General features: G+C 61.5%; 16 protein-coding genes. 12 read left to right on the forward strand and 4 right to left on the reverse strand.

From position 1 onward, the window contains the following. On the reverse strand, nucleotides 1-306 hold a 306-nt coding region (locus tag VGK14_RS13420; RefSeq protein WP_331509601.1), incomplete at its 3' end, for a 4a-hydroxytetrahydrobiopterin dehydratase. Between the two features lie 163 nt (nucleotides 307-469). Here VGK14_RS13420 and VGK14_RS13425 point away from each other — a divergent pair. Genes VGK14_RS13425 through VGK14_RS13475 form a run of 11 tightly spaced genes read left to right on the forward strand, consistent with a single transcriptional unit; the run spans nucleotide 470 to nucleotide 9,779 of the window. Further along, complete coding sequence (locus tag VGK14_RS13425) at nucleotides 470-949, forward strand: SUF system Fe-S cluster assembly regulator (RefSeq protein ID WP_331509602.1); 480 nt, start codon at nucleotides 470-472, stop codon at nucleotides 947-949. 17 nt (nucleotides 950-966) lie between these two features. Further along, complete coding sequence (sufB, locus tag VGK14_RS13430; RefSeq protein WP_331509615.1) at nucleotides 967-2,412, forward strand: Fe-S cluster assembly protein SufB; 1,446 nt, start codon at nucleotides 967-969, stop codon at nucleotides 2,410-2,412. A 16-nt stretch (nucleotides 2,413-2,428) separates the two neighbouring features. Then, on the forward strand, nucleotides 2,429-3,184 hold the full coding sequence (sufC, locus tag VGK14_RS13435) for a Fe-S cluster assembly ATPase SufC (protein ID WP_331509616.1): 756 nt from the start codon (nucleotides 2,429-2,431) through the stop codon (nucleotides 3,182-3,184). A 10-nt stretch (nucleotides 3,185-3,194) separates the two neighbouring features. Further along, the gene (gene sufD / locus VGK14_RS13440; protein ID WP_331509603.1) at nucleotides 3,195-4,520 is read left to right on the forward strand and encodes a Fe-S cluster assembly protein SufD; all 1,326 of its coding nucleotides are present in this window, start codon (nucleotides 3,195-3,197) and stop codon (nucleotides 4,518-4,520) included. Then, nucleotides 4,517-5,773, forward strand: coding sequence for a cysteine desulfurase (locus tag VGK14_RS13445; protein WP_331509604.1), 1,257 nt, complete (start codon nucleotides 4,517-4,519; stop codon nucleotides 5,771-5,773). The genes sufD and VGK14_RS13445 overlap by 4 nt, the downstream gene beginning before the upstream one ends. Nucleotides 5,774-5,806: 33 nt before the next feature. Beyond that, nucleotides 5,807-6,259: a Fe-S cluster assembly sulfur transfer protein SufU gene (sufU, locus tag VGK14_RS13450; RefSeq protein ID WP_331509605.1), complete on the forward strand. Its 453-nt coding sequence runs from the start codon at nucleotides 5,807-5,809 to the stop codon at nucleotides 6,257-6,259. A gap of 2 nt (nucleotides 6,260-6,261) precedes the next feature. Continuing rightward, nucleotides 6,262-6,621, forward strand: coding sequence for an SUF system Fe-S cluster assembly protein (locus VGK14_RS13455; protein WP_331509606.1), 360 nt, complete (start codon nucleotides 6,262-6,264; stop codon nucleotides 6,619-6,621). Nucleotides 6,622-6,632: 11 nt separating this feature from the next. After that, nucleotides 6,633-6,965 (forward strand): non-heme iron oxygenase ferredoxin subunit, encoded by a 333-nt coding sequence (locus VGK14_RS13460; protein WP_331509607.1) that lies wholly within the window; start codon nucleotides 6,633-6,635, stop codon nucleotides 6,963-6,965. 11 nt (nucleotides 6,966-6,976) lie between these two features. After that, entirely contained in the window at nucleotides 6,977-7,393 is a 417-nt protein-coding gene (locus VGK14_RS13465) for a M67 family metallopeptidase (RefSeq protein ID WP_331509608.1), read from the forward strand. Beyond that, on the forward strand, nucleotides 7,390-8,838 hold the full coding sequence (gene moeB, locus VGK14_RS13470) for a molybdopterin-synthase adenylyltransferase MoeB (protein WP_331509609.1): 1,449 nt from the start codon (nucleotides 7,390-7,392) through the stop codon (nucleotides 8,836-8,838). The genes VGK14_RS13465 and moeB overlap by 4 nt, the downstream gene beginning before the upstream one ends. Next, the gene (locus VGK14_RS13475) at nucleotides 8,835-9,779 is read left to right on the forward strand and encodes a cysteine synthase family protein (protein ID WP_331509610.1); all 945 of its coding nucleotides are present in this window, start codon (nucleotides 8,835-8,837) and stop codon (nucleotides 9,777-9,779) included. Before moeB ends, VGK14_RS13475 begins: the two co-directional genes overlap by 4 nt. A 91-nt stretch (nucleotides 9,780-9,870) precedes the next feature. Here the strand turns inward: VGK14_RS13475 and nuoI are convergent, their stop codons facing one another. Beyond that, on the reverse strand, nucleotides 9,871-10,359 hold the full coding sequence (nuoI, locus tag VGK14_RS13480; RefSeq protein WP_331509611.1) for an NADH-quinone oxidoreductase subunit NuoI: 489 nt from the start codon (nucleotides 10,357-10,359) through the stop codon (nucleotides 9,871-9,873). A gap of 188 nt (nucleotides 10,360-10,547) precedes the next feature. Between nuoI and fae the strand changes: the two genes are divergently transcribed. Then, nucleotides 10,548-11,084: a formaldehyde-activating enzyme gene (gene fae, locus VGK14_RS13485; protein ID WP_331509612.1), complete on the forward strand. Its 537-nt coding sequence runs from the start codon at nucleotides 10,548-10,550 to the stop codon at nucleotides 11,082-11,084. 178 nt (nucleotides 11,085-11,262) lie between these two features. Here fae and VGK14_RS13490 read toward each other — a convergent pair whose 3' ends face one another. Continuing rightward, nucleotides 11,263-11,784 carry a hypothetical protein gene (locus VGK14_RS13490; protein WP_331509613.1) on the reverse strand — a complete coding sequence of 174 codons (522 nt, stop codon included), beginning with the start codon at nucleotides 11,782-11,784 and terminating at the stop codon, nucleotides 11,263-11,265. Between the two features lie 43 nt (nucleotides 11,785-11,827). Next, on the reverse strand, nucleotides 11,828-12,235 hold a 408-nt coding region (locus VGK14_RS13495), incomplete at its 5' end, for a cytochrome c oxidase subunit 3 (RefSeq protein ID WP_331509614.1).

The following is a 12,235-nucleotide window of genomic DNA, read 5'->3' on the forward strand; positions in this document are numbered from 1 at the left end:
GATGAAGTCGTTCTCATGCAGGCCGTTGATTTTGTGGGTCTGGAAGACGACCTTGCAATACCCCCATCCGAATGTGATATCGGGATGATGCCCCTCCTCCTCGCATAATTCGCCGATCGCCTGGGCCAGCGCCATCGCCTCCATGAAATCGCGGCAGCGGAAGGTGCGTTTGACCTTGGTGGCGTTTTCCAGCAATTCCCAATCGGGAACGCTACCACGATATTTTTCCGCTTCCTGCAGCGTTAATGGTGGAATGCCGCCCTGGCATGGCGTGCATTTTTTCGCAGTTAACATCATATCGTCCATGATAATACTCCCATAACGGTTGCTCCCTGAAGCTCCGGCCTTTGCGGCCTTATTCGAGGTGCAGGTTAGACAGCGGGCCGTTCCCGATGTTCGGATATCGTTAATTCGGGCATTGCCGGAACCATATGGGACCGTCTTAGTCCAAATTGCAAAGGAGAGACAAATGCTGCGCATGAGTAAACTCGCGGACTACGCGACGGTGGTGATGACCTTGATGGCGCAAGTGCCCGAACAGGTGCGCAATGCGCCGGAAATCGCCGCCGCCGTCGGTTTGGAGTTGCCCACTGTCAGCAAGATACTCAAGAGTTTGGTGCGGACAGGTTTGCTGCTGTCCCAGCGGGGCCCAAAAGGAGGCTACAAGCTGGCGCGGCAGCCGGAGGCCATCCCGATCGCGGACATTATCGACGCGATCGAAGGCTATCCCATGGGCTTGACCGAATGCAGCAGCATTATCGGCCTGTGCTCGCGTGAGTCATCGTGTGCTGTCCGCACCAACTGGCAACGCATCAGCCGGGAAATCCGCCTCAGCCTTGAGCGCATTACCCTGGCCGAACTGGCGCAGCCGCAGGCAACCCAGCCAGCCGTACATGTCGATATCGAAAACCGCTCGACAAACATGAAACAACGCGAGGCCAGCATGTAGTTATTTTGGAGATGAATATGGACGCCGCCAGGCAATTGGACGAACTGATCAGCCGCGATTATCAACACGGTTTTTACACGACGCTGGAAAGCGATACGGTACCGCGCGGACTCTCCGAAGACACCATACGGTTGATTTCGGCGAAAAAGAGCGAGCCGGAATTCATGCTGGAGTGGCGGCTCAAGGCCTACCGCCACTGGCTGACGATGCAGGAGCCGCAATGGGCAAATGTGCATCATCCCGCCATCGATTACCAGGATATTTTCTACTACTCGGCGCCCAAGTCGGGCAAGAAAGGCCCGAAGAGCCTGTCGGAAGTCGATCCGGAGTTGCTGCGCACCTATGAAAAGCTCGGCATCCCGCTGAAAGAGCAGGAAATGCTGGCCGGTGTCGCGGTGGATGCGGTGTTCGACAGCGTGTCGGTGGCGACCACGTTCCAGAGCAAGCTGGCCGAGATGGGCATCATCTTCTGCCCGTTCTCCGAGGCGGTGCAACAGCATCCCGACCTGGTGCGGCAATACCTGGGCACCGTGGTGCCGTATACCGACAACTTCTTCGCCAGCCTGAATTCGGCGGTGTTTTCCGACGGTTCGTTCTGCTATATCCCGCCGGGCGTGCGCTGCCCGATGGAGCTGTCCACCTATTTCCGCATCAACGCCAGGAACACCGGTCAGTTCGAGCGCACGCTGATCATCGCCGACCAGGATGCCTACGTCAGCTACCTCGAAGGCTGCACCGCGCCGATGCGCGACGAGAACCAATTGCACGCAGCGGTGGTCGAGCTGATCGCGCTGGAAGGCGCGCAGATCAAGTATTCCACGGTGCAGAACTGGTACCCGGGCGACCGGCAAGGCCGCGGCGGCATCTACAACTTCGTCACCAAGCGCGGGGATTGCCGCGGCGCCGATTCGCACATCTCCTGGACGCAGGTGGAAACCGGCTCGGCGATCACCTGGAAGTACCCGAGCGTAATCCTCAGAGGCGACAACTCGGTGGGCGAATTTTATTCGGTGGCGTTGACCAACCATTACCAGCAGGCCGACACCGGCACCAAGATGATCCACATCGGCCGCAATACCAAGAGCACGGTGCTGTCCAAGGGCATCTCGGCGGGGCGCGGACAGAACACCTACCGCGGGCTGATCAAGGTGCTGCCCAGCGCGGAAAACGCGCGCAACTACACGCAGTGCGATTCGCTGCTGCTGGGCGACCATTGCGGCGCGCACACCTTCCCCTATATCGAGGTGAAGAACCCCGCCGCCAAGGTGGAGCACGAGGCCTCGACCTCGCGCATCGGCGAAGACCAGCTGTTCTATTGCACGCAGCGCGGCATCGCGCCCGAGGATGCGGTGTCGATGATCGTCAGCGGCTTCTGCAAGGCGGTGTTCAAGGAGCTGCCGATGGAGTTCGCGGTCGAGGCGCAGAAACTGCTGGGAGTGAGCCTGGAAGGCGGCACCGGCTAAGCCAAGGAGAACAATGATGCTGACGGTAAAAAACCTGCATGTAAGCCGCGACGGCAGCGAAATCCTGCGCGGCATCGACTTTGAGGTCAAAGCCGGCGAGGTGCACGCGATCATGGGGCCCAACGGCTCCGGCAAGAGCACGCTGGCGCAAGTGCTGGCCGGGCGCGAGGGCTATCAGGTGACTCAGGGCTCGGTGCAATACGAAGGCCAGGATTTGCTGGCGTTGCAGCCCGAGGAGCGCGCGCGCGCAGGCATCTTCCTGGGTTTTCAGTATCCGGTGGAGATTCCCGGCGTCAGCATCGCCTTGTTCCTCAAAACCGGCCTCAACGCGACCCGCAAGCATCGGGGCTTGCCGGAACTCGACGCGATGGAGTTCTTGAGCCTGGTGCGCGACAAGATGAAACTGATGAAGATGGACGAGGCCTTCCTGACGCGCGCCATCAACGAAGGCTTTTCCGGCGGCGAGAAAAAGCGCAACGAGATACTGCAGATGGCGGTACTGGAACCGCGGCTGGCGATCCTGGACGAAACCGATTCCGGCCTCGACATCGACGCGCTGCAGGTGGTGGCGGGCGGCGTCAACGGCATGCGCAGCCCGCAGCGGGCCATCGTGCTGGTGACCCATTACCAGCGCCTGCTCAACTACATCAAGCCGGACCGGGTGCATGTGCTGTCGCAGGGCCGCATTGTCAAATCCGGCGGGCCGGAACTGGCGCTGGAACTGGAAGGCCGCGGGTACGGCTGGCTCGAATCCGAACTACAGGCGGTGTGAGGGGATGGCGATGAACGTTCAGCAAAGTTGGCAGGAACCGGACCCGGAGCACGTATCACTGGCCCTGGCCGGGCACGACGTGCCGTGGGTGGTCGATGCCCGGCAAAGCGCGTTCGAACGCTTCAAGGCGCATGGCTTTCCCAGCCGGCGCGAAGAGGAGTGGAAATACACCGACGTGTCGGTGCTTTCGCGTCGCGCGTCGCTGTTGCCGGACAACATTCCGCCCGATGCGCCGTCCGAGGCGGCGCTGTATGCGTGGATGCTGTCCCAGCAGAACGTGCACCTGATGGTATTCATCAACGGCCACTATTCTCCGGAGCTGTCCTGCCCCGGAAATCTCGGCCCCGGCGTGCGCCTGGAAAGCTTCGCGGATATGCTGGACGATGCGGCCGAGCTGCCGCAGGCCCTGTTCGACCAGCAGCACGAACACACGGTGTTCGATGCGCTGAACACCGCTTTTTCCACCGACGGCGCGGTGCTGCGCCTGGCGCCGGGGGCAAGGCTGGAGATGCCGGTTTATCTGCTGTTCATCGCCAGCGGCTACGGGGTATCGATTTACCCGCGCAATATCGTCGTCGCCGGAGCGGGTGCCCAGGCCACGGTAGTCGAACATTACCTGGGCATGGTGGACGCGCATAACTTCACCGACAGCACCACCCAACTCGAGCTTGGCGCCGGCGCCATGATCGAGCATTGCAAGCTGTTGCAGGAGGGCAGCGCGGCCTACCATCTGGCGGGCATTCATGCCGATCTGGCGGCGGACAGCCGCTTTATTTCGCATTCGTTCGCGCTGGGGTCGCGCCTGGCGCGCAACGACATCACAGTCCGCTTAAGCGAGCCCGGCGGCCATTGCACGCTGAACGGCTTATATCTGCTCAACGGCAGGCAGCACGCGGATCATCACACGCGCATCGACCATCTGGCGCCGTCGTGCGTCAGCCGCGAATATTATCGTGGGGTATTGGACGGCGAATCGCGCGGCGTGTTCAGCGGCAAGGTGACGGTGCATCCCGGCGCGGTCAAAACCGACGCCCATCAGTCCAACCACAACCTGCTGCTGTCGCGCGAGGCGGAAGTGGACACCAAGCCGCAACTGGAAATCTTTGCCGACGACGTGCGCTGCACGCACGGCGCCACCGTCGGCCAACTGGACGACGACAGCTTGTTCTATCTGCGCTCGCGCGGGCTGGACGCGGAAACCGCCAGGTCCATGCTGATCTACGGCTTCGCCAATGAAATCATAGAGCGGGTTCCGGTGCCCGAACTGCGCAACAGAATCGCGGACCTGGTGCTGGACCGGCTGTCCCAGGGCGACAGCATTAAGGAGCTGCTATGAACATGCAAGGCGAACTGCAATTGGGCGCCGATGAACTGGCGGTGCAACGCTGGCGTGCGGACTTTCCGATCTTGCAAACCTGCGTGCATGGCAAGCCGCTGGTCTACCTGGACAATGCGGCTACCACGCAGAAACCGCTGGCGGTGATCGAAGCGGAAGACCGGTACTACCGCCACGACAACTCCAACGTGCATCGGGGCGTGCACAGCTTAAGCCAGCGCGCGACGGATGCCTTCGAGGCGGCGCGCGTCAAGGTGCAGCGGCTGCTGAATGCCGCCAGTCCGAATGAAATCGTCTTCGTGCGCGGCACTACCGAGGCCATCAATCTGGTGGCGCAAAGCTACGGCCGCAGCCGCTTGCGCGAAGGCGACGAGATCATCGTCAGCGGGCTGGAGCACCACTCCAACATCGTGCCCTGGCAGATGCTGTGCCAGCAAGTTGGCGCCAAGCTCAGGGTGATCCCGGTCAACGATGCCGGCGAACTCAAGCTGGAAGCCTACGAGCGCTTGTTCGGTCCGCATACCCGGATGGTGGCGCTGGCGCATGTGTCGAACGCGCTGGGGACGGTAGTGCCGGTCAAGGCGATGACAGACATCGCCCACGCCCATGATGTGCCGGTATTGCTGGACGGGGCGCAGGCCATTGCCCATGTGCCGGTGGACGTGCAGGCGCTGGATTGCGATTTTTATGCGTTCTCCTCCCACAAGCTCTACGGGCCGATGGGCGTGGGTGTGCTCTACGGCAAGGCGGAGTTGCTGAACGCGATGCCGCCGTACCAGGGCGGCGGCGACATGATCCGCTCTGTCAGTTTCGAACACACCGAATACAACGTCCTGCCATTCAAGTTCGAGGCCGGCACGCCCAATGTCGCCGGCGTGATCGGCCTGGGCGCGGCGATCGATTACTTGAGTGCGATCGGCTTCGAGGCCATCGCCGCGCATGAGCATGCGTTGCTGGTATACGCGACACGGGCGGTGGAACAGATTCCCGGTTTGCGGCTGATCGGCACCGCGCATGACAAGACCGGCATCCTGTCGTTCGTGCTGAAAGACGCGCACGCCCACGATGTCGGCACGATACTCGACCACCAGGGCATCGCCATCCGTACCGGCCACCACTGCGCGATGCCGCTGATGGAACGTTTCGGCGTCCCGGCGACGGCACGCGCCTCGTTTGCGCTGTACAACACCCGGCGCGAAGCGGATGCACTGGTAGCCGGGCTGGAAAAAGTGGTGGAACTGTTTAATACGTAATTAACCGCCGACGGCGGTTAACAGGATTTTTAAATGAACGATCTGCGCGAACTCTATCAGGAAGTCATCTTCGACCATTACCGCAAGCCGCGCAATTTCGGCCGGCTGGGTATGACCAACCGCAAGGCGGAAGGCTATAACCCGCTGTGCGGCGACAAGGTAACGATATATCTGCAGGTGGAGGACGGCATCATCCGCGACGCCGGTTTCGACGGCTCCGGTTGCGCGATTTCCACCGCTTCCGCCTCGCTGATGACGGACAGCCTCAAGGGCATGCGCGAGGACGAGGCGTTACGGCTGATGCAGGAGTTCCAGCATATGGTCACCGGCACCGCCTCGGGCGAAGGCCTGGGCAAGCTGGAAGTGCTGGCTGGCGTGCGCGAGTTTCCACAGCGCGTCAAATGCGCGACGCTGGCCTGGCATACCCTGCAGGCGGCGCTGGAGAACCAGCCGCAGCCGGTATCTATGCCGGTATCTACGGAGTAGCCATGGCATACGACTGGAAAAAACTCTTCGAGCAGCAACAGCAGCCGGAAGTCAGCTACGACGAACTCAAGGCGCGCATCATCGAAATACTGCGCACCGTTTACGATCCGGAAATTCCGGTCAATATTTACGATCTTGGCCTGGTCTACGGCATCGACATCGACGCCGAGCGCAACGTGCAGATCCGCATGACCCTGACTGCGCCCAATTGCCCGGTGGCGCAGTCGTTCCCGCAGGCGGTGCAGGAAACCGTGATGTGCGTGCCGGGCGTCAAGGAAGCCAAGGTGGAACTGGTGTGGGAGCCACCCTGGACGCGCGAGCAGATGACGGAGGCGGCTAAATTGCAACTCGGCCTACTGTAAGGAGACAACCCATGAGTGACTGGATCGATGTGGCGGCAGTCGAAGACTTTTTGCCCGGCACCCACCGTGTGATTACGATCGACGACATGCCCGTCGTGGTATTCAATGTTGGTGGACATTATTACGCGGTGCAGAATTTATGCACGCATGAGGATGCCGAACTGTCGGAAGGTACGCTGGAAGGAGAAGAGATCGTCTGCCCCTTGCATGGCGCGCGCTTTTCCGTCGTTACCGGCGTCGTTCTGGGGCCGCCCGCCTACGAGAATCTGCGGACGTTTCCGGTCGTTGCTGCCAACGGCCGGGTGCAGGTGGACGCCGCGGCCGTGGGGGAAGCGTCGGGGTAGGAGCCTATGCCATGTCCGTGCTGTATCTTCCAGAACCCCTCCGGACCCGTATCGCAAGCTGGGTGAGCGCCGGCTACCCGCTGGAAACCTGCGGGTTGTTGATCGGCCGACAAAATGGTGCCGGCGTTACCGTGAGCGAAACGATTGCCGCCCGCAACCTGAACCGGGAACGAGCGCAAGACCGTTTCGAACTGGACCCCGAGGCGTTTATCGAGGCGGACCGGCAAGCGCGCGATGCCGGCCTGGAGCTGGTCGGCGTCTGGCATTCGCATCCAGATCATCCGCCGCGCCCCTCGGCCACCGACCGTTCGTTCGCCTGGGAAGGCTGGTCTTATCTCATTCTCTCCGTCGATAGCAAAGGCGTGGAAGACATGCGCAGCTGGCGCCTGGCGGACGACGATTTTGTGGAGGAGGCGATTCTGCCATGACCGTGCATATCCGCATCCCCATGCCTTTGCGCGGCTATACCGCGGGCGCCGACGAGGTGCAGGTGTCGGCGGCTACGGTGGGCGAGGCACTGGCCGCGCTCGGCGCCGCGCACGATGGCATCCTCGGCCGCATACTATCGGCGGAAGGCGAAGTGCGCCAGTTCGTCAACATCTATCTGGGCAATCGCAACGTGCGCACGCTGGGCGGCCTCGCCACGCCGGTGGCGGCGGACGATGTCATTTCCATCGTGCCGGCGGTGGCCGGCGGCGCGCCGACGGCAAAAGACGCCCGCCTGGCGCAATTGAAAGCAACCGTTCCCGAGCTGATGCCGCAACAGGCGCTGGCCCTGCAGGCGCAGGGAGCCGCGCTGGTGGACGTGCGCGAGGCGGACGAAATCGCCCAGGGCAGCCCGCCCGGCGCCTACCGGCTGGGGCGCGGCTACCTGGAGCTGCGCATCGAGGAGGCCGTGCCCGACATGAACCGGACTGTGGTCACGATGTGCAACGGCGGCGTGCGCTCGCTGTTCGCCGCCGAGGATTTGCAGCGCCTGGGCTACCGCAACGTGCATTCGATGGCGGGCGGGTTCAGCCGCTGGAAAAACGAAGGGCTGCCGGTCGAAATCCCCAGGCAACTCGATCGCCAGGCGCGCGAACGTTATTCGCGCCATCTCTTGATGCCCGAAGTGGGCGAGGCCGGGCAATTAAAACTGCTGGAATCGCGGGTGCTGCTGATCGGCGCCGGCGGGTTGGGTTCGCCGGCGGCGCTCTACCTGGCCGCCGCCGGGGTCGGCACGCTGGGGCTGGTGGATCACGATGTGGTGGACCGCAGCAATCTGCAGCGCCAGATCCTGCATACCGATGCGCGGGTGGGCACTTCCAAGGTGGCATCGGCGCGGCAGAGCCTGGAGGCACTGAATCCCGGCGTCAAGGTGCAAAGCCACGAGGCGCGCCTGACCAGCGCCAACGTGGAACAGACTTTTTCCGGCTACGATCTGGTGGTGGACGGTTCGGACAACTTCCCGACGCGCTACTTGGTCAACGATGCCTGCGTCAAGCTGGGGCTGCCCGACATCTACGGCGCGGTGTACCGTTTCGAGGGCCAGGTATCGGTGTTCTGGCCGGGGTATCCGCAGCGGCGCGGGCCGTGCTACCGCTGCCTGTATTCCGAACCGCCGCCGCCGGAATTCGCCCCGTCCTGCGCCGAGGCCGGCGTGCTGGGCGTGCTGCCCGGCGTGATCGGCCTGCTGCAGGCGACGGAAGCGATCAAAATCCTGTTGAAGCTGGGCGACCCGCTGGTGGGGCGTCTGCTGCTGTACGATGCGCTGCGCGCTGATTTCCACGAACTGGCGGTGGCGCCCAACCCGGCCTGCCGGTATTGCGGCACGCCCGGCAGCGTCCCGGATTATGTGGATTACGAACATTTTTGCGCGAGTACCACGGCATGAAACTCGATGCCATTTCATCGCATGAAGCGCAGCAATTGCTGGAAGGCATCGGCAAGACGCCGCTGGTCGAAATCCGCCTGGCGCGCGAGATCGCCGATGACGTGCGCCTGTTCGCCAAGCTGGAAAGCGTGAATCCCGGCGGTTCCGTCAAGGATAGGCCAGTGGCGAGAATGCTGGTGCAGGCCATGGCCGACGGGCGTTTTGAAGGTGGCCGGCGGCTGCTGGATTCGTCATCCGGCAACGCCGGGATTTCCTACGCCATGCTGGGTGCGGCGCTGGGCATTCCGGTGACCATCGTGGTGCCGGGCAACGCCAGCCAGGAACGGCTGGCGCGCATCGCCGCCTACGGCGCGGAACTGATTATTACCGATCCGCTGGAAGGCTACGATTTCGCCCTGCGCGAGGCGCACCGCCTCGCCGATGCATATCCCGAGCGCTACTGGCTATGCGATCAGTACGGCAACCCGGCCAACTGGCAGGCGCATTATTTCGATACGGGCGAAGAAATTCTCCGGCAATTGAAGAACCAGGCGGGCACGCTGCCCGACGCCTTCGTTGCCGGGGTCGGTACCGGCGGCACTCTGACCGGCGCCGGGCGCAGATTGCGCGAGGCACGCCCGGATATCCATATAGCCGCGGTGATCCCGGAAACCTTTCCCGGCATCGAAGGACTTAAACCTCTGGGGCAGCCGGACGACATCGTCCCGGCCATTCTGGACCAGTCGATGATCCATGCCCGCATCCCTGTCACATTGGACGAAGCGCTGGCGGCCTGCCGCCGCCTGGCGCACGAGGGGCTGTTCGTCGGCCCGTCTTCCGGCGCCTTCGTCCATGGCGCGCTCAAGCTTGCGGCAAGCGGCAGATACCGCACCATTGTTACCATCCTTTCCGATACCGGCGAGCGCTATGTCTCCACCGGCATGTGGCGGAACGGCGGTTGAACCACGGGGAATATGAAAGTAGGTGGATAGCATCATTGCGTCTGGTTTCCCCGCGCCTCCCGTGGCAAATAGCTTTTCAAGATTTGTCTCCTCAACGATAAGGCGCGTCCTGCGCCCGGTCGGCGGCGATCTGTCGCTCGAATTTGTCGCCCAGCGCCAGCAGGCGCTCCTTGTCGATCACGGCTTCCGAGCGGTCTTCCATGTGGAACTCGAAATGGCGCGTCATCACGATGGCGTCGGTCGGGCAGGCCTCCTCGCAAAAGCCGCAGTAAATACACTTGAACAGGTCGATGTCATAGCGCGTGGTACGGCGCGTGCCATCGGCGCGCTCGCTGGATTCGATGGTGATGCACAGCGCCGGGCACACGGCCTCGCACAGCTTGCAGGCAATGCAGCGTTCCTCGCCGCTGGGGTAGCGGCGCAAGGCGTGCAGGCCGCGAAAGCGCGGCGACATGGGAGTTTTCTCTTCGGGGTACTGCACCGTGACTTTGCGCCGGAACAAGGCCTTGCCGGTAAGTTGCAAGCCTTGCAGCAGTTCCCAGAGAAACCAGGTCTTGAGATATTCCGATACCGGGCGCATGCTTAATCTCCTGGTTTTTTTGACACTTGTCCCAGGGATTAATTTCCGATGAATTCACATAAATATTAAGAACTTAATTGCTGTGCCGGTATCAAATTGAATGCTTTTCCAATTGGTAAAAACAATGTTCAACATATTTCTTCAACACTCGCTTGCAACGAGCGAATTTTCAGAAAGGATGGACAGCCATGGAAACGACAAAAATCAATAAAGTAATGATAGGCGAAGCCCTGGTGGGCGACGGCAATGAAGTGGCGCACGTCGATCTCATCATCGGGCCGCGCGGAAGCGGTGCCGAAACCGCCTTCTGTATCGCCCTTAGCAACCAGAAACGGGGAGATAACGCGCTGCTCTCTGTGCTCGCCCCCAACCTGATGACCAAGCCGCCTACGGTCATGTTCAACAAAGTCGATATCAAAAACGCCAAACAGGCCGTCCAGATGTTCGGGCCGGCGCAGTGCGGCGTGGCCAAGGCGGTGGCAGATAGCGTCAAGGATGGCGTGATCCCTATCGAGGAAGCCAACGATCTGTTTATCTGCGTCGGCGTCTTCATCCACTGGGATGCGGAGGACAACAACAAAATCCAGGACTGGAATTACGAAGCCACCAGGCTGGCAATCAAACGCGCCGTCAATGGGTTGCCGTTGCCGACCGAAGTGATCGCCCAAGAAAATGTCGTGCACCATCCGCTTGCGGCGCACGATTATAAAAAAGGCGGGTTCTGACGGTTGAGACGGGGCTGGCTACGAATCAAGATCGTAGCCAGCCTTCGCTCTTTGAATCCAGTTTAAGCGGCTTCAAAATAAAGCCGGCCCCCACCCGAGCGGGACATCCAGGAGGGGCTGGCGAAGGCCGGCGAGACGGCGTCGCGGCTCTGTGGCGACGTGGTTGAATGGTTCTCCGTTACGGAAACACCACATGATCCGTCGGCCAGGTTCCGCTGTAGGCTGCTTCCGGGTGGCGCCTGACGACGAGATCGCGTATTTCCTGCGCGCGGTGGAAGGGCACCAGCACCATCATCAGGACTTTGCCCTTCTCGATGCCGGCCTCGAAGCGTTTCAGCCGGGTGTTGGGGATGGAGCTTGCGACCATCGCCGTCCATAACCCGCCGCCGACCAGGCCCACCAATATGCAAACCAGGATGCCGACACGGGGGAAGGCGTCATTGAACGGCCACGGCGGTATCCACGTCGCCAGCAGGCCGGCGATTAAGCCCAGCAATGCTCCCAACCCCATGCCGACTTCCCAGCCATCGATGAAATCGGTTCTTTCGGTAATGGTGGCTTCCGGCAGATCGCCCAACGGCGTGCCTTCCTTGGCCAAAAAGTGGATGTGGTCGGCATTGACGCGGGCGAGCAGCATTTCGTCCATCATCACGTGCGCGCTTTCGACATCCGGCAACATGAAATACAGTCTGCGGTTCATTTTGAACCTCCTTTCGATATGCAGGGAAGCAACCCCTGCGGCTTTACATCCAGTACACAAACACGAACAGCATCAACCACACTACATCGACAAAATGCCAATACCATGACACGGCCTCGAAGGCGAAATGACGGTCGGCGGTGAAATGCCCGGCAATTACCCTTCCCAGAATGACGGTCAGCATGATGGCGCCCAAAGTCACATGCGCGCCGTGGAAGCCCGTCAGCATATAAAAAGTTGCGCCGTAGATGCCGGTCTTGAGGCTGAAATCGGCGGACATGTATTCATGCGTCTGCAATGCCAGGAACAGCGCGCCCAAGAGGATGGTGAGTGCCAGCCCGATCTTGATCTGCGTCCGGTTGTTGCGCTTAAGCCCCCAGTGCGCCCAGGTGACGGTGGCGCCGGAGCTCAGCAGGATCAGCGTGTTGATCGCGGGTATGCCCCAGGCCTC

Origin of the sequence: Novimethylophilus sp., from assembly GCF_036504375.1 — a bacterium.
Taxonomy (GTDB): domain Bacteria; phylum Pseudomonadota; class Gammaproteobacteria; order Burkholderiales; family Methylophilaceae; genus Novimethylophilus.

Excerpts from the sequence above, each read along its gene's own strand:
- fae (WP_331509612.1), top strand. The coding sequence starts at position 10,548 with ATGGAAACGACAAAAATCAATAAAGTAATGATAGGCGAAGCCCTGGTG.
- VGK14_RS13465 (WP_331509608.1), top strand. The coding sequence starts at position 6,977 with ATGTCCGTGCTGTATCTTCCAGAACCCCTCCGGACCCGTATCGCAAGC.
- sufU (WP_331509605.1), top strand. The coding sequence starts at position 5,807 with ATGAACGATCTGCGCGAACTCTATCAGGAAGTCATCTTCGACCATTAC.
- moeB (WP_331509609.1), top strand. The coding sequence starts at position 7,390 with ATGACCGTGCATATCCGCATCCCCATGCCTTTGCGCGGCTATACCGCG.
- VGK14_RS13455 (WP_331509606.1), top strand. The coding sequence starts at position 6,262 with ATGGCATACGACTGGAAAAAACTCTTCGAGCAGCAACAGCAGCCGGAA.
- sufD (WP_331509603.1), top strand. The coding sequence starts at position 3,195 with ATGAACGTTCAGCAAAGTTGGCAGGAACCGGACCCGGAGCACGTATCA.
- VGK14_RS13425 (WP_331509602.1), top strand. The coding sequence starts at position 470 with ATGCTGCGCATGAGTAAACTCGCGGACTACGCGACGGTGGTGATGACC.
- sufC (WP_331509616.1), top strand. The coding sequence starts at position 2,429 with ATGCTGACGGTAAAAAACCTGCATGTAAGCCGCGACGGCAGCGAAATC.
- VGK14_RS13475 (WP_331509610.1), top strand. The coding sequence starts at position 8,835 with ATGAAACTCGATGCCATTTCATCGCATGAAGCGCAGCAATTGCTGGAA.
- VGK14_RS13490 (WP_331509613.1), bottom strand. The coding sequence starts at position 11,784 with ATGAACCGCAGACTGTATTTCATGTTGCCGGATGTCGAAAGCGCGCAC.
- sufB (WP_331509615.1), top strand. The coding sequence starts at position 967 with ATGGACGCCGCCAGGCAATTGGACGAACTGATCAGCCGCGATTATCAA.
- VGK14_RS13460 (WP_331509607.1), top strand. The coding sequence starts at position 6,633 with ATGAGTGACTGGATCGATGTGGCGGCAGTCGAAGACTTTTTGCCCGGC.
- nuoI (WP_331509611.1), bottom strand. The coding sequence starts at position 10,359 with ATGCGCCCGGTATCGGAATATCTCAAGACCTGGTTTCTCTGGGAACTG.
- VGK14_RS13445 (WP_331509604.1), top strand. The coding sequence starts at position 4,517 with ATGAACATGCAAGGCGAACTGCAATTGGGCGCCGATGAACTGGCGGTG.